Genomic DNA, 14,756 nt, shown 5'->3' with positions numbered 1-14,756 from the left:
GATGACGAAAAACACGACGCGGCTACTGGCCGGCGCTGGAGTCGTCACGGTGATCGCGGCCCTGGTCGCCTTCGCGTTGGCGCGGTTCAGCGGAGAGTTCACCGGCTCGGTGCCGGTGACGGTGCTCGCCGAGAGAGCAGGTCTGGTGATGAACCCGGACGCGAAGGTGAAGATGCGCGGCGTGGAGGTCGGCCGGGTCGCCTCGATCGACGAACGGCCAGACGGCAAGGCCGAGTTGCACCTCGAGATGAACCCCGGCCAACTCGAACTCATCCCGGCCAACGCAACGGTCGACATTGCCTCGTCTACCGCGTTCGGCGCGAAATTCGTCGAGTTCAACGCTCCCGACAACCCATCGCCGAAACCACTGGCGGCTGGGGCGGTGGTGCCGGCCGACCACGTCACCGTGGAGATCAACACCGTGTTCGAACAATTGACCTCGGTCCTGGCCGAAGTCGAACCCACGAAGCTGAACGAGACGTTGGGCGCGCTGTCGCGCGGGATGTCGGGCCGTGGCAACGCATTCGGGCAGACGCTGGTGAACGTGGACAACCTGCTCGCCACGATCGAACCGGCCCTGCCGACCATGCAGCGGGAGATGTCCACGGCGCCAACGGTGCTCGACTCCTACAACAATGCCGCGAACGACCTGGTGCAGATCACCCGCAACGCGACCAAGATCAGTAAATCCATCGTCGACAAGCAGCAGAACCTCGACGCCACGCTGAAGAGCATGAGTACCTTTGCCGATACCGGCAACGCGTTCGTCGCCGCGAACCACCAGGCGTTGGCCAACGTGATGCGCCTCTTCCTGCCGACGACCGGGCTGTTCGACCAGTACAACCCGGCTCTCACCTGTTCGCTGAAGGGCTTGGCGGACTTCGGATCTCAGCCTCAGGACCCAGCGCCGGGCGGGCTGCCGCTGTCGGCGAGCTTCCTGTGGGGCCATGAGCGCTACCGCTACCCGGGCGATCTGCCGAAGGTGGCGGCCAAGGGCGGTCCACGCTGCGAGGTGCTGCCCGTGGCTTTCGAACAGCATCCGAACTACGTGGTGACCGACACCGGCACCAACCCGTTCAAGTACGGCAACCAGAACATCATCCTCAACAGCGACGGGCTCAAGCAGCTGCTGTACGGACCCATCGACGGCCCGCCGCGCAACACCGCGCAGATCGGACAGCCCGGACGATGAACGCACGCGGAGCGGCAGTGAAGTTCGCGATCTTCGCCGTCGTCATGATGATCGCATCTGGCTTCCTGTTCATGGTCCTCGGCGAGACCCGAACCGGATCCACCAAGGACTACAAGGCGGTGTTCGCCGACGCGTCGAGTCTGCGGGCCGGGAACTCCGTGCGGGTCGCGGGCATCCGCGTCGGCACCGTCACCGGACTCGAGCTCGGCGACGACCGCAAGGTCACGGTGACGTTCAACGCCGACAACTCCATCCCGGTCACGGCCGGTACGCGTGCGGAGGTCCGCTATCTGAACCTCGTCGGTGATCGCTACCTCGACCTCGTCGACGCACCCGGGCCCACCCAGGTGCTGCCGGCCGGGTCCACCATCCCGCTGGAGCGGACGGCGCCCGCCCTGGACCTGGATCTACTGCTGGGTGGGCTCAAACCTGTTGTGCAGGGGCTCAATCCCCAGGACGTCAATGCCCTGACCTCGTCGCTGTTGCAGGTCTTCCAGGGACAGTCCGATGGGATCAATTCGCTGATGTCGCATACGTCCTCGTTCAGTGGCTCGTTGGCGGACAACAACGAAGTGATCAAGCAGCTGATCGACAATCTGAAGCTGCTCATCGGCACCATGGCGCGCGACGGTGACAAGTTCTCGACGTCTGTCGACCGGCTGGAGCGCCTGGTGAGCGGTTTGTCGGCAGACCGTGACCCGATCGGCGCTGCCATAGACTCACTCGACAAGGGCACGGCTTCCATCTCTGATCTGCTCGGCCAGACCCGGAAACCGTTGGCCGGCACCGTGAACCAGTTGCTGCGGCTCGGGAACAACCTGGATCAGGACAAGCAGACTTTGGACACCGCACTGCAACGCGCACCGGAGAACTACCGCAAGGAGGCGCGAACCGGCGCCTACGGCAGCTGGATCCAGTACTACATCTGCGATCTCACCATCCGGGTCAACGACCGCGAAGGCCGGGTGGTCGTCATGCCGTGGATCAGGTCCAACGCGGGGAGGTGCCAGTAGATGCTGAAATATGGCAACCCGCGCCTGATCCGCGTCGGCATCATCGGCGTCGTGACCGTGATCCTGGTGATCCTGGTCGGCCTGTCGCCGGACAAGTTCCGGGACTGGGCGATGTCGGTGCGGTACTCGGCCGTCTTCGCCGAAGCCGGCGGACTGGGGGTCGGCAACAACGTCATGGTGTCGGGCATGAAGGTCGGCACGGTGTCGAAGGTGTCACTGAAAAACGGTGATGCCGTAGTCGATTTCACGGTGGACAGCCGGGTATCCCTGGGTTCGGACACCTCCGCCCACGTCAGGACCGGAACGCTGCTGGGCGCGCGCACGCTCGCCCTGGTGTCAGCGGGGGACAAGCCGCTCAAACCGCGGTCGGTGATCCCGATTTCCCGTACCTCGTCACCGTATTCACTGACGGACGCGGTCAATGAGTTGACGAAGAACACGGCCGGGACCGACACCAACCAGCTGAGCCAGTCGCTTGATCTGCTGTCGCAGACCCTCGACCAGATCGCGCCCCAACTTGGCCCTACCTTCGATGGGGTGTCCAGACTGTCGCGGACGCTCAACGATCGCAACCAGTCGCTGTCGGAGCTGCTGAAGAGCGCGTCGGACGTCACAAACGTCCTGTCGCAGCGTAGCGACCAGCTCAACACCCTTATCCTGAACGCGAATTCGCTGCTCGGCATGCTGGTGGAGCGGCGTGACGCCATCGTGACCTTGCTGGCCAATACCTCCGCGGTGGCCAAGCAGTTGTCGGCCGTGGTGCACGACAATGAAGCCCAATTGGCGCCGGCACTGGATCGCCTCAACTCGGTGGTGGCCGTGCTGGAAAAGAACAAGGACAACATTGCGAAGGCGATCCCGGGCCTGAAGAAGGTCGTGATGACGCAGGGCGAGGCGGTCAACAACGGCGGGTACTACAACGCGTTCGTGGCCAATCTGATTGACGGACACGAGATGCAACCGTTCATCGACGCCGCGCTCGGAGTGCAGCCCCGGACGCTCTTCCCGTGGCCGAACTGCGGTGGTGAGCGCAACGGGTTCAAGCCGCCATACAGCTTCGACCATTGCTACAACCGCGAAGAGACCGAGGGACCGACCGTGGGGCAGGTGCCGCACTGATGACGCGTCGTATGCTGATTCGAATCCTGGCCGTGGCGCTGGTGGGTGCCGCGCTCGCCGCCGGCATCTACGTCGGCTACCGAAACATGTGGGGCCCCAGGACCTTCGGTGCCATTTTCACCCGCGTGACCGGTCTGTACTCGGGTGACGAAGTCAGGGTGTCCGGCGTCAAGGTCGGCACCGTGTCGGATGTCCAGCCGCAAGGCCAGACGGTGAAGCTGACGCTCAACGTGGATCGGGACGTAGCGATCCCGGCCGATGTCAAAGCGGTGATCGTCCAGCAGAACCTGGTGGCTGCTCGCTACGTCCAGCTGACACCGGCATACCGCACGACGGGTCCCACGCTGAGGGAAGGCTCGGTCATCCCCGTCTCGCGCACCGCCGTCCCCGTCGAGTGGGACGAAGTCAAAGAGCAGCTGACGCGGATGGTCACCGAGCTCGGGCCGACCAAGCCCGGCGACACGTCCGTCGCGGGCCGCTTCGTCGACAGCGCGGCAAATGCCATGGCCGGCAACGGTGATCGGCTGCGGGATACCCTCGCGCAATTGTCGGGAGTGAGCCGGGTGCTGGCCGACGGCAACGGGAGCATCGTCGACACCATCAAGAACCTGCAGGTCTTCGTCACGGCATTGCGCAACAGCAATACTCAGATCGTGCAGTTCGAGGACCGGCTGGCGACGCTGTCGAGTGTCCTCGATTCAAGCCGCACGGATCTCGACGCGGCGCTGACGGACCTGTCGGTTGCGGTCGGGGACATCCAGCGCTTCATGTCGAGCGTCAACAACCGCACGGCCGAGTCGGTGACCCGCCTGACCGATGTCACGCAGACCCTGGTCGGGAACAAGAAGGAACTCGAAGAGCTCCTGCACGTGTTCCCGACGGTGATGTCGAACTTCTACAACATCTACGACCCGGTGTCCGGGACGGCCAACGGTATGTTCGCGGTCAACGGGTTCTCCAATCCGGCCCAGTTCGTCTGCGGCGCAATCGCAGGCATCCAGGGCGGTGATCCGGCGGAGGGCGCGAAGAAGTGCGCCGAGTATCTCGGCCCGGCGCTGCGGCTGTTGAATTTCAACTACCTGCCGATTCCGGTCAACCCGTTCCTGGGACCCACGCCACGCCCCGATCAGCTGATCTACAGCGAAGCGAAACTGATGCCCGGCTACACCGGCCCGGAACCACCGCCGCCGGCCACTCTGCCGGGGATGCTGCTGCCAGCCGAAGGGCCTGCCTCATGACGCGCGCGAAGATCTGGCGGCCGCTCGCCGTGGCGCTGTGTGCGATGGCCCCGCTCAGTGGGTGCGCGTGGCAGGGCGTGAACTCGCTGCCGTTGCCCGGCGCTCCGGGCCGCGTGTCGGGTGCGACGGTTTTTCACGTCGAATTCGCCAATGTCGGTACGCTGGAATCGAACTCGCCGGTGATGATCGACGACGTCGTCGTCGGCAGCGTCGGGCCCATGAAGGTGGTTCGTGGCCACGCTCTGGTCGACATCCTGATCAAGCCGGGTGTTGTGGTGCCTGCCAATGTGGTGGCGAAAATCGGGCAGACCAGCTTGCTCGGTTCGACGCACGTCGCACTCGACCCGCTTGCCGGGACGGCGCCGGCCGGCCGGCTGGCCCCCGGTACGACGATCCCGCTGAACCAATCGTCGACCTATCCGTCGACGGAGCGCACGCTGGCCGCGCTGGCGACGGTGGTCGACGGCGGTGGCGTCGGCCAGATCGGCGGCATCATCCACAGTTTCAACACCGCGTTCGACGGCCGTCAGGAATCGATCCGAGACCTGATCGGCCGGTTGGACCGCTTCGTCGGCACCATCGACGATCAACGGGACGACATCGTCGCCACGATCCGGGGTCTCAACGGACTGGCCGGCACCTTCGCCGGCCAGCGCGACGCCATCACCGAGGCGCTCCGGATCATGCCCCAGGCGCTGGAAGTCATGGTCGCGCAGCGGCCGAATATCACTGCGGCACTGACGAAGTTGCGGACCTTCAGTGACACCGCGACGTCCTTGATCAACGACACCCAGGCCGACCTCGTCGAGAACCTGCGCCACATGGAGCCGATCACGCGGTCACTGGCCGATGTCGGAATCGTCATCGACAAGTCGCTTGCGATGGCGACGGTGTTCCCCTACGGACAGGCCGCTATCGACCGCTACATCAAGGGCGATTATCTGAACCTGTCGGCGACCCTCGATCTGACGCTGCCGCGCATCCGGCGAGAACTGTGGATGGGTACCCGTTTCGGTGACCCGACCCAAGGGATTCAGGCCGCGATCGGTGATCCCGGATACGCCGAACAGACAAAGGATCCGCTCGGGATCGGGGTAGCGCCGCCGCCGGCCGTGATCGCGCCGCGGCCGGCGGAAGTCGCTCCGCCGCCGCTGCCAGGACCCGCGCCAACCCCGGATCAAGGGGGTCACTGATGCTGTCCCGTCTCGTCCGAATCCAGTTGGTGATCTTCTCCATCGCGGCCGTCGTCGGCATCTTCGTGATGGGCTTCAGCTACATGCAGCTGCAGACGCTCATGGGAATCGGGCGGTACAACGTCACTCTCGACCTACCCGACACCGGTGGGCTGTACCGCTTCAGCAACGTCACCTACCGCGGTGTGCAGGTGGGCCGGGTCACCGACGTCGAGCTCACGAAAACCGGTGTGCGCGCGAAGATGTCGCTGGACTCCTCGACCGACATCCCGGCAGACCTGTCGGCAGTGGTGCGCAGTGTGTCGGCCGTGGGGGAGCAGTACGTCGATCTGTTGCCGCGCACCGATTCCGGGCCGTATCTGCATGACGGTTCCGTGGTTCGGGGCGGCGCCGATGCGGTCCCGCCACCGATCGGGCCGATGATGGACCGTGCCAGCGAGCTGGTCGCCTCCCTGCCGAAGGACAAGCTGCATCAGCTCCTCGATGAGACGTACAAAGCGTTCAACGGCGCCGACTACGACCTGCAGTCGTTGGCGGATTCATCGGGGAAACTCGTCGGTGGGCTCAATGACCAGCGGGACAAGGTACGCGACCTCATCGAGAACAGTTCTCCGCTGCTGGACTCACAAGTGCAGAGCACGGATTCACTACGGGTCTGGTCGCGGGGCCTGACGGGCGTCACCTCTCAGCTGGTCACCAATGACCCGCAGCTCCGCAGCCTGCTGGACCACGGCCCCGGGGTGGCCGACGATGCGACGAAGCTCTTCGACAAACTGAAAATCACTGTGCCGGTACTGCTCGCCAACCTGACGACCCTGGGGCAGCTCGGTGTGACCTATCGTCCCGGCCTGGAGCAGGCGTTGGTGTTGCTGCCGCCGGTGGTGTCGACGGTGATCTCGTACGGCACGACTCGGAACGCGGGTGGCCTCGGTATCGGCAGTTTCCGGATCGGTGCGGAAGATCCGCCGCCATGTACGTTGGGCTTTCTTCCGCCCTCTTCCTGGCGGCCTGCGTATGACACCACGACGGTGGACCTGCCCGACGACGTCTACTGCAAACTGCCGCAGGATGCGCCGGTAGGTGTTCGCGGTATCCGCAACACTCCGTGCATGACGAAACCGGGCAAGTTCGCGCCGACCGCGGAGATCTGTAACAGCGACAAGGAATACGAGCCACTGGCGTCGCGGATGCCGGTCGTCGGCCCGTACCCGCGCGACCCCAGCTTGGAAAGACAAGGTGTGCCGGCGGATTCGCGTTGGTTCCCAGACCAGGGCCTGTACGCCCCGGTCGGCGAAGGGCCCGCCGCCGGCGTCCCGCCGGCAGGGCCGCCGCCGAACAACCCGGTGCTGCCGCCGCAGAATCCGATCACCACACCGGGTGCTTCGGGCAACGCGGGCAGCGTCCCGCCGATCCCGGGCGGCGACCCCGTCGAGCCCAGGCCGGAGGTCCCTCCGGCAGCCGAGCCCGGTGTCGCTCCGAGCGCGTTCACCGGCGGGCTCGGGTACGCGCAGTACGACCCGCGCACGGGTGAGTACGTGGCTCCTGACGGTCAGTTGTACCGCCAGGCCGATCTGGCCGCCGGTGGCGGGCCGAAGACCTGGCAGGACATGTTGACGTCCTGAAACGCGAGACCGCGGACGGCGCAGATCTGCTCTGCCGCCCGCGGTCAACCAGGTCCGAGTATCAGCCGTGGCCGAGCACGCTCTTGGTCTCCAGGTACTCGTGGAAACCGGCTTCGCCCCATTCGCGGCCGTTGCCGCTGTGTTTGTAGCCGCCGAACGGCGCGTTCATGTCGAAGGCGTGGTTGATCGATATCCAGCCGGCCCGGATCCTGCCGGCCACCGCGCGTGCGGCTTCGATGTCGGCGCCCGACACATAGCCGGCGAGGCCGTATTCGGTGTCGTTGGCGATCTCGACCGCGTCGTCGATATCGTCGTATCCCAGCATGCACAACACCGGGCCGAAGATCTCCTCGCGGGCGATGGTCATGTCGTTGGTGACGTCCGCGAATACCGTTGGCCGGACATAGAATCCGCGGTCCAGTCCGTCCGGACGTCCCTCGCCGCCGGCGACCAGGTTGGCGCCGTCGGCGACACCCTTGGCGATGAGGCCCTGGATGCGCTCGAACTGGGCGCGCGAGGCGACCGGTCCGATGGCCTTCGGGTTGTCGGTGTCCGCCACCCGAACGCCCCCGATGGTCTCTGCGGCGATCGAAACGGCCTCTGCCATCCGGGAGTTCGGCACCAGCATCCGGGACGGCGCGTTACAGCTCTGGCCCGAGTTCGGCATCATCGCCGAGACCCCGGCGGCCACGCTGGTCGCGAAGGCCTCGTCGTCGAGCACGATGTTCGGGCTCTTGCCGCCGAGTTCCTGGCTGACCCGCTTGACGCTCGACGCCGCAGCTTTCGCGACCTCGATACCGGCGCGCGTCGAGCCGGTGAACGACACCATGTCGATGCCGGGATGGCTCGAAATAGCCGCTCCCACACCGGCTCCGTCGCCGAAGACCAAGTTGTACACCCCGGCGGGGACGCCGGCGGCCTCGATGACCTCGGTGAACATCTGTGCCGAGAACGGCGCGACCTCCGACGGCTTGAGGACCACGGTGCAGCCAGTGGCCAACGCCGGGAACACCTTGACGGCAATCTGGTTGAGCGGCCAGTTCCACGGCGTGATCAGTCCACAGACGCCGATCGGCTCACTGGAGACCAGCGTGTTGCCGAGCTGGCGGGAGAACTCGAAATTCTTCAGTACCTCGATGGCCGTCATCAGGTGACCGATGCCCAGCTGCACCTGCGCGCCCGCAGCCAGTGCCGGCGGGGCACCGATCTCCTCGCTCACTGCATCGGCGAGATCGCCTTGGCGCCTGAGATATTCAGCGCTGATCGCCTGCAGCACATCGAGGCGTTCTTCGCGGCTGGTCTGCGACCACGACCCGAACGCGCGCCGCGCGGCCGCGACCGCCTTGTCGACGTCGGCTGACGAGCCCAGGGCGATGCGCCCTGCGACCTCTTCGGTGCTGGGGTTGTCGACATCGAGCGGGCGGAGCTCGGCGGGGTCGACCCACTGACCGTCGATGTAGAACTGCAGATACTCGCGCATTGCATCTCCTTTAGTGTGGTGCCCTAGACGTTTTCACTGTGTGCCCTCTGCGTACCAGGTGCGGAATCGGTCGTACTTGGGCATCTCCTCGGAGTTTGCCTTCGGGTCGATGCACACATGCACCACTGCGACCTTGCCGCTGGCGTAGGCACGCGCGATGGCCGGACCGATCTCGTCGTCCTTCTCAACGTACTCGCCGTGGCAGCCGAAGCCCTCGGCGATCTTGTCCATCCGGACGTCCTTGCTCCAGTGCACGCCGGGCTGCGGCGACGGTTGCTCGAAGGTCCGCTTGTAGACGCCGACCTCCAGGCCCCACTGGTGGTCGACACCCACCACACATACCAGTGGGACGCCCTCTCGCGCAGCGGTTTCCAGTTCTGCGATGTGGAACAGGAACGCCGAGTCACTGGTCAGCAGCATGACCGGGCGCTTACGGCCGTCAGCGATCGAGGCGCCGACGGCGTAGGGCAACCCGGTGCCCAAGTGGCCGAAGTTCTGATTCCAGATCACGTCGCGCGGCTTGGACTGGGAGTAGGTCCACTGGAAGATGACGGTCGCGCCGCCGTCGCGCACCAAGATGCCGTCCTCGAGTTCGTTGAATGCCTTGGTGGCCTCGACGACATAACGCGCCGGATGGATCGGCGCTCGCCCGGACGGCGCATTCTCGGCGAGCCCCGCCAGTTCGGCGGCGTCGGACGCGATCAGGGTGTCGAGGTTGGCCGACGGAGCGCGCGGGGTGTCACGCAGTGCCTCGACGAGCTGCGGCACGACTCCGCGCAGGTCGCCGACCAGCGCCACGTCGAACGAACGATTGACGCCGATGGCGGTTGGGTCCTGTTCGACGTATACCCACTTGCGGTCCGCGTTGGCCGCCGCCCAGTGCTGGGTCCGCCCGTAGTGCATGGGTTCACCGAGTTCGGTGCCCAGCGCGACGCACAGGTCGGATTCCTCGACGGCCTGGTTCGCCGCCGGCGAGAACAGGTACGGGAACGTCCGGTCCTGCAGACCGGGGATGAAGGACGTACCACCGGAGGTCTGGATGACGGGGCAGTTCATCAGCTCGGCCAGCTCTTTGACCTCCTGCTGGGTGCGTGACGTGTGCACACCGTGACCGACCAGCAGGATCGGGCTCTTGGCTTCCCGGATCAGCTGCGCGGCTTCGGCGACCTCACGCGAGCCCGCGCCCTGGTTGACCAGCCGGTAGGTCGCGGGGCTCGGTGCCTCTGCCACATCGAGCTCGTCGAGGATCACGTGCGATGGGAACTCGACGTAGGCCGGGCCCGGGGTGCCCGACATCGCCCGGCGGATGGCCTCGTGGATGATCTCGTCGGTCTGATCCGCGTACTCGATGGAGCTGCTGTACTTCACCGACGGCGCGAAAAGTCCTTCCTGCTGGACGAATTGGATCCGGCCACGGCGCACGCGGCGCTCGGTGATGCGGGCACGCTGCCCGCCGAGGAAGATGACCGGCGAGTTCTCCACCAGGGCACACATCATCGCGCCGGCGATGTTCGCGACGCCCGGTCCGAGCGTTCCGATGCACAGACCCGGCTTCCCGGTCATCCGCGAGGCGGCCTCGGCCATGAAGCCTGCGCTCAGTTCGTGGTGCGGCGCCACGACAGACCAGCCGCGGGCCTCGGCCTCGGTGAACATATGCACGAAGTTCGGGTCCGGGATGCCGAACAACGTGTTGACGCCTTCGGCCTCGAACAGGTCGAGAATGCGCTTGTAGACCGGTACACCCATGTGAAACTCCTTTATCGGTAGCGTTTGGCCAGTTGCCTGCGATGTGCCGCAGGGGAGCCGAACAATGAACGGTTGAGGGCGGCGCGTTTGAGGTAGACGTGGACGCCGCTTTCCCACGTGTATCCGATGCCGCCGTGCAACTGCATGGCCTTGCCCGCGACGTCCACGGCCATGCCGCAGGCGTACGCCTTGGCCATCGACGCGGCGGTGTCATCGCGGTCCTGCACCACGGATTCGACTGCCGCGCCGACAAGTTGGCGGGCCACCTGGACCTGGACCAGCATGTCGGCGCACGCGTGTTTGACGGCCTGGAACGACCCGATCGGCCGGCCGAACTGCTGTCGTACCTTGGCGTAGGACACTGTCGCGGCGAGCATCGCCTCGGCGATGCCGAGGCTGTCGGCGGCCAGCGCCACCGCGGCCCGGTTACGCAGAAGTCCGAGCCGATCGATGGAAGCGTCTGCATAGCAAAGGGTTTCGGTCGAGCCGTCGGCTATCACCGTGGCCAGCCTCCGGGTCTCGTCGAGCACGGGCTGGGGGATGACACGCGAGTCGACGACGGAAACTCCGTCAGCGGTGACGAGCAGGATGCGGTCGGCGCCCTCGGCGTCGGGCACGAAGTCCTGCCCGTCCATCGTCACGGCCAGCCGGATGCTGCCGGTCGCCACTCCCGTCACCAGCTCATCACGAACAGCGCTGGGCGCCAGCATGTTCAGCACGCCGACCGCCAGTACCGCACTGCCCAGATAGCTGGTGGCACTGGCGGCCCGGCCCATCTCCTCACAGACGACGGCCACCTCGGCGAACGTCGCACCGGCGCCACCGAACTCCTCGGGCACCTCCAGCCCGACCCAGCCCGCCTCGACCAGGGACGGCCAGTCGGCCTCCCGGCCCTTGGCCAGCAGGTCGCCGGCCACCGACCGCAGCTCCTCATGGAATTCGCCGAAAGCGGTCACGGCGCACCCACTTCGCGCGGCAGACCGAGGCCGCGTTCGCCGATGATGGTCCGCTGAATCTCGCTGGCTCCGCCGGGAATGGTCCACTCCCACGACCCGATGAAATCGAGCAGCCACGAGCCCGACTCCCAGCCGCTGGACATGGGTTTCGTCAGCTGGGTGTGGACGTCCAGGCCGCCGGCTTCGACACCCAAATCGGTGAGGCGTTGCAGCACTTCGCTGTAGAACAGTTTCACGATCGACGCGTCGGCGGGATTGTTCGAGCCCGATCCTTCCTTATCAGCGTTCTCCACCAACTGGCGGCACAGGTCGCGCAGCCCGGTGAGCTCGATCTCCAACTGGGCGAGCCGGTCGGCGACCACCGGATCATCGGTGGGACAGGTCTGCACCAGTCGGCGAAAGCCTGTGCGAGCCAGTCGCTCCGACAGTTCCAACATGGTCAGGCCACGCTCTGCGCCCAGGGTCTCCTGCGCCACCTGCCAGCCGGCGTTCTCCGCGCCCACCAGGTTCGCCGCCGGAATAGCAACGTCGGTCAGGAAGATCTCGCAGAAGTGCGAGTCGCCCATCGCGTTGCGGATCGGTCGCACCTCGACGCCAGGGCTGGTCATGTCGAGCAGGAAGTACGAAATGCCCTTGCGTTTGGGGGCATCAGGATCGGTACGGGCCAGCAGTAGGCACCAGTCGGCGTGCGTACCCCCGCTGGCCCACAGCTTCTGGCCGTTGACGATGTACGAGTCGCCGGTCCGGCGGGCCGAGGTCCGCAGGCTCGCCAGGTCCGAGCCGGCTTCCGGTTCGGAGAAGCCCTGCACCCAGATTTCGCCGTCGAGGATCGCCGGAAGATGCTGCTGCCGTTGCTCTTCGGTGCCCGCCGCCAACAGGGTGGCCGCGGCGTGATGGATGCCGACGAACGCGAGGACCAGCCGGGGCGCGTCGTGCGCGGCCAGCTCCTGGTAGAGCACGATCTGATCAGCCACGCTCATGCCGCCGCCCCACTCGCGGGGCCAGTGCGGGACGGCAAACCCGGCGGCGTGCAATTCGGCGAACCACGCCTGCTGGAACCGCACGAATTCCGTTTCCGGGACGCCGGTTTGGGTGCGGCGCCAGTCGCGGGGGACATGCTCGTCGCACCAGGCGCGCACGTGTTCGCGGAAGCCGGGGGTCACGACATTCTCCGCGTGAGTTCCGCTTTCGTCGCCGACAACCCCAGCGGCAGGCGGCGCAGCGGCTGGCTGTAGCGCGACAGCCACGAGAGGGTGGTCTCGTCGCAGAAGCCGACCGCCCCGTGCAACTGGTGGCAGACCCGGAAGACGACATCGGCCGCCTCGATGGCCGACATCCGAAGTGCCAACGCATCGTTGACGGCATCCGGTTGGCCGGTGCCGACACTCCACAACGCATGTTTGGCCAAGATGTCCAGCCCGCTGCGTTCCACCTCGGCATCGGTCAGTTGGAACTGCACGCCCTGGAATGACGACAGGGGCGCGCCGAACTGCTTGCGCAGCGTGACGTGCGCGACCGTGAGTTCCAGCGCGCGATCGAGCATGCCCAGCAGGGGCCAGCACGGCAGGACTAGAGCCAGCGCCACATCGGAGGCACCACGATCGTCGATGGCGGACAGTTCGAGCGGGGTCACGAAAGCGGGCCCGGCCGGACCGTGTCCGACCACCTCGCTACGGGCGCCGGCGACGGTGACGGCCGCCCACCGCCCTTCGAGTCCGACTACCGGTGCGGACGGGTTGACGTCGGCGACCACGGTCAGGCCGTCGACCTCGAGATCGGCGGGTCGGGCGAGAATTTCGGCGATGGGATAGGGGACCGCCCAATACCCGGCGCTGCGGCACAGCGCCGCCGCGGCCTCCAGTTCGTTGGCATCGGAGCGGGCATTCAGGTCCCAGACGCCCAGCTCGCGCAACACCCCGTCGACGAGTTCTGCCCGCATGCGCGGCTTCGCTTCTGCCTGCTGCACCAGAGCGTCGCCACCGGCGGCTTCGAACGCCCGAAGCGCCTGTCGGCCATATTCTTTGGCCTGCTCATCGAGATCGAGGATCATCGCGCCGCCAACATGGCTCGGGACAGCAGGATGCGCTGCATCTCGATGCTGCCGGACGACACCGTCGACGCCTGCGAGTAGCGCCAGTGGTCCGCCACCTCGGCTTTGAACCACCGGGCGTATGTGCTGTCGTCGGTCACCTCGGCGGCCAGATCGGTCAGCACCTCGGCGCTGTCCTGATCCAGCCGGGTGACGGCGATGCGGTATGCCGCCGCGTCGCCCGGCCGCACGTGCCCGGCGGCCTGCAGTGCCACCACCCGGTAGGCCATCAGGCGGGCCCGCCGGCAGTGCGTCATCATGCGTACCCACCTGCTGCGCAACTCATCCGGCAGCGTCTGCCACCGGTCGCCCAGTGCCGTCGGTGCCGCGGCCAGCAGCCGCTCGCAACGCGCGTAGCGGGCGATGCCGACCCGTTCGAAGGACATCACGTCCTGCACGATCGACCAGCCCTGATCGACCGTGCCGAGCACGTCGGCAGGAGTGACGCGCAACTCGTCGATGAACACCTCGTTGAGGTGGTGGGGGCCGAGCATGGTGCGGATGGGCCGGACCTGGATCGCCGGATCATCCATCGGGACAAGGAAAATCGTGAGTCCCTGTTGTTTCTTCTCCTGGCGCGAGGTCCGGGCCAGCAGGAAACACCACTGCGCCATGGTGGCGTACGACGTCCAGATCTTCTGCCCGGTGATCCGCCAGCCGTCGCCGTCCGGACGTGCGGTCGTGCGTAGCGACGCGAGGTCCGAGCCCGCCTCCGGTTCGGAGAAGCCTTGGCACCAGATCACCTCGCCGCGGGCGATCAGTGGAAGGTGCTGCTGCCGTTGCTGTTGGGTGCCGTGGCGCATGATGATGGGGCCGACCCAGTTGACGCCCATGTACTGGGCGCCGCGCGGCTCGTGGTGTGCCCACATCTCCTCGCGCACCACGGTCTGTTCCCACACCGATGCGCCGCGACCACCGAATTCTTCCGGCCAGGCCAGGCACAGCAGTTCCTGCTCGGCGAGGACGCGGCAGAACTGCTGCGCCACAGCGAGATCGGCCGGATCGTCGGTGAAGGCGCCCAGGAAGTCCTCCGGCACATGCTCTTTCACCAGGTCCCGCAACTGGCGACGCAACGCCGCGGCGTCCGCGCCCATCTCGAAGTCCATGC

General features: G+C 66.2%; 12 protein-coding genes. 6 read left to right on the top strand and 6 right to left on the bottom strand.

The features are described 5' to 3' along the window. Window position 1: 1 nt before the first annotated feature. The 6 genes from AC1U2B_RS07975 to AC1U2B_RS07950 are packed head-to-tail and all read left to right on the top strand — an operon-like array spanning window position 2 to window position 7,377. Window positions 2-1,192, top strand: coding sequence for an MCE family protein (locus AC1U2B_RS07975; RefSeq protein ID WP_480216367.1), 1,191 nt, complete (start codon window positions 2-4; stop codon window positions 1,190-1,192). Further along, on the top strand, window positions 1,189-2,205 hold the full coding sequence (locus AC1U2B_RS07970) for an MCE family protein (protein WP_480216366.1): 1,017 nt from the start codon (window positions 1,189-1,191) through the stop codon (window positions 2,203-2,205). The genes AC1U2B_RS07975 and AC1U2B_RS07970 overlap by 4 nt, the downstream gene beginning before the upstream one ends. Then, window positions 2,206-3,324: an MCE family protein gene (locus AC1U2B_RS07965; RefSeq protein ID WP_480216365.1), complete on the top strand. Its 1,119-nt coding sequence runs from the start codon at window positions 2,206-2,208 to the stop codon at window positions 3,322-3,324. Beyond that, complete coding sequence (locus tag AC1U2B_RS07960) at window positions 3,324-4,562, top strand: MCE family protein (protein ID WP_480216364.1); 1,239 nt, start codon at window positions 3,324-3,326, stop codon at window positions 4,560-4,562. Before AC1U2B_RS07965 ends, AC1U2B_RS07960 begins: the two co-directional genes overlap by 1 nt. Continuing rightward, complete coding sequence (locus AC1U2B_RS07955; RefSeq protein ID WP_480216363.1) at window positions 4,559-5,755, top strand: MCE family protein; 1,197 nt, start codon at window positions 4,559-4,561, stop codon at window positions 5,753-5,755. Before AC1U2B_RS07960 ends, AC1U2B_RS07955 begins: the two co-directional genes overlap by 4 nt. Next, the gene (locus AC1U2B_RS07950; protein WP_480216362.1) at window positions 5,755-7,377 is read left to right on the top strand and encodes an MCE family protein; all 1,623 of its coding nucleotides are present in this window, start codon (window positions 5,755-5,757) and stop codon (window positions 7,375-7,377) included. Before AC1U2B_RS07955 ends, AC1U2B_RS07950 begins: the two co-directional genes overlap by 1 nt. A gap of 61 nt (window positions 7,378-7,438) precedes the next feature. On the opposite strand, the gene AC1U2B_RS07945 is transcribed toward AC1U2B_RS07950, so the two are convergent. The 6 genes from AC1U2B_RS07945 to AC1U2B_RS07920 are packed head-to-tail and all read right to left on the bottom strand — an operon-like array spanning window position 7,439 to window position 14,754. After that, window positions 7,439-8,857 carry an aldehyde dehydrogenase family protein gene (locus tag AC1U2B_RS07945; protein ID WP_480216361.1) on the bottom strand — a complete coding sequence of 473 codons (1,419 nt, stop codon included), beginning with the start codon at window positions 8,855-8,857 and terminating at the stop codon, window positions 7,439-7,441. A 33-nt stretch (window positions 8,858-8,890) separates the two neighbouring features. Then, window positions 8,891-10,603, bottom strand: a complete 1,713-nt coding sequence (locus AC1U2B_RS07940; RefSeq protein WP_043987762.1) for a thiamine pyrophosphate-binding protein — start codon at window positions 10,601-10,603, stop codon at window positions 8,891-8,893. Between the two features lie 11 nt (window positions 10,604-10,614). Next, a complete protein-coding gene (locus tag AC1U2B_RS07935; protein WP_480216360.1) occupies window positions 10,615-11,559 on the bottom strand; it encodes an acyl-CoA dehydrogenase family protein in 945 nt (314 codons plus the stop codon). Continuing rightward, the gene (locus tag AC1U2B_RS07930; protein ID WP_480216359.1) at window positions 11,556-12,722 is read right to left on the bottom strand and encodes an acyl-CoA dehydrogenase family protein; all 1,167 of its coding nucleotides are present in this window, start codon (window positions 12,720-12,722) and stop codon (window positions 11,556-11,558) included. The genes AC1U2B_RS07935 and AC1U2B_RS07930 overlap by 4 nt, the downstream gene beginning before the upstream one ends. Continuing rightward, the gene (locus AC1U2B_RS07925; RefSeq protein ID WP_480216358.1) at window positions 12,719-13,609 is read right to left on the bottom strand and encodes an acyl-CoA dehydrogenase family protein; all 891 of its coding nucleotides are present in this window, start codon (window positions 13,607-13,609) and stop codon (window positions 12,719-12,721) included. Before AC1U2B_RS07925 ends, AC1U2B_RS07930 begins: the two co-directional genes overlap by 4 nt. After that, complete coding sequence (locus AC1U2B_RS07920) at window positions 13,606-14,754, bottom strand: acyl-CoA dehydrogenase family protein (RefSeq protein ID WP_480216603.1); 1,149 nt, start codon at window positions 14,752-14,754, stop codon at window positions 13,606-13,608. The genes AC1U2B_RS07925 and AC1U2B_RS07920 overlap by 4 nt, the downstream gene beginning before the upstream one ends. Window positions 14,755-14,756: the final 2 nt, after the last annotated feature.

This window comes from Mycolicibacterium sp. P4_G11 (assembly GCF_056555145.1).
Note: the sequence above shows the minus strand (reverse complement) of the source record. Positions and strands in the feature narration are given on the sequence as shown.

Bases quoted from the DNA above. Each gene is read 5' to 3' on its own strand.
- AC1U2B_RS07975 (WP_480216367.1), top strand. From the start codon at position 2: ATGACGAAAAACACGACGCGGCTACTGGCCGGCGCTGGAGTCGTCACG.
- AC1U2B_RS07970 (WP_480216366.1), top strand. From the start codon at position 1,189: ATGAACGCACGCGGAGCGGCAGTGAAGTTCGCGATCTTCGCCGTCGTC.
- AC1U2B_RS07965 (WP_480216365.1), top strand. From the start codon at position 2,206: ATGCTGAAATATGGCAACCCGCGCCTGATCCGCGTCGGCATCATCGGC.
- AC1U2B_RS07960 (WP_480216364.1), top strand. From the start codon at position 3,324: ATGACGCGTCGTATGCTGATTCGAATCCTGGCCGTGGCGCTGGTGGGT.
- AC1U2B_RS07955 (WP_480216363.1), top strand. From the start codon at position 4,559: ATGACGCGCGCGAAGATCTGGCGGCCGCTCGCCGTGGCGCTGTGTGCG.
- AC1U2B_RS07950 (WP_480216362.1), top strand. From the start codon at position 5,755: ATGCTGTCCCGTCTCGTCCGAATCCAGTTGGTGATCTTCTCCATCGCG.
- AC1U2B_RS07945 (WP_480216361.1), bottom strand. From the start codon at position 8,857: ATGCGCGAGTATCTGCAGTTCTACATCGACGGTCAGTGGGTCGACCCC.
- AC1U2B_RS07940 (WP_043987762.1), bottom strand. From the start codon at position 10,603: ATGGGTGTACCGGTCTACAAGCGCATTCTCGACCTGTTCGAGGCCGAA.
- AC1U2B_RS07925 (WP_480216358.1), bottom strand. From the start codon at position 13,609: ATGATCCTCGATCTCGATGAGCAGGCCAAAGAATATGGCCGACAGGCG.
- AC1U2B_RS07920 (WP_480216603.1), bottom strand. From the start codon at position 14,754: ATGGACTTCGAGATGGGCGCGGACGCCGCGGCGTTGCGTCGCCAGTTG.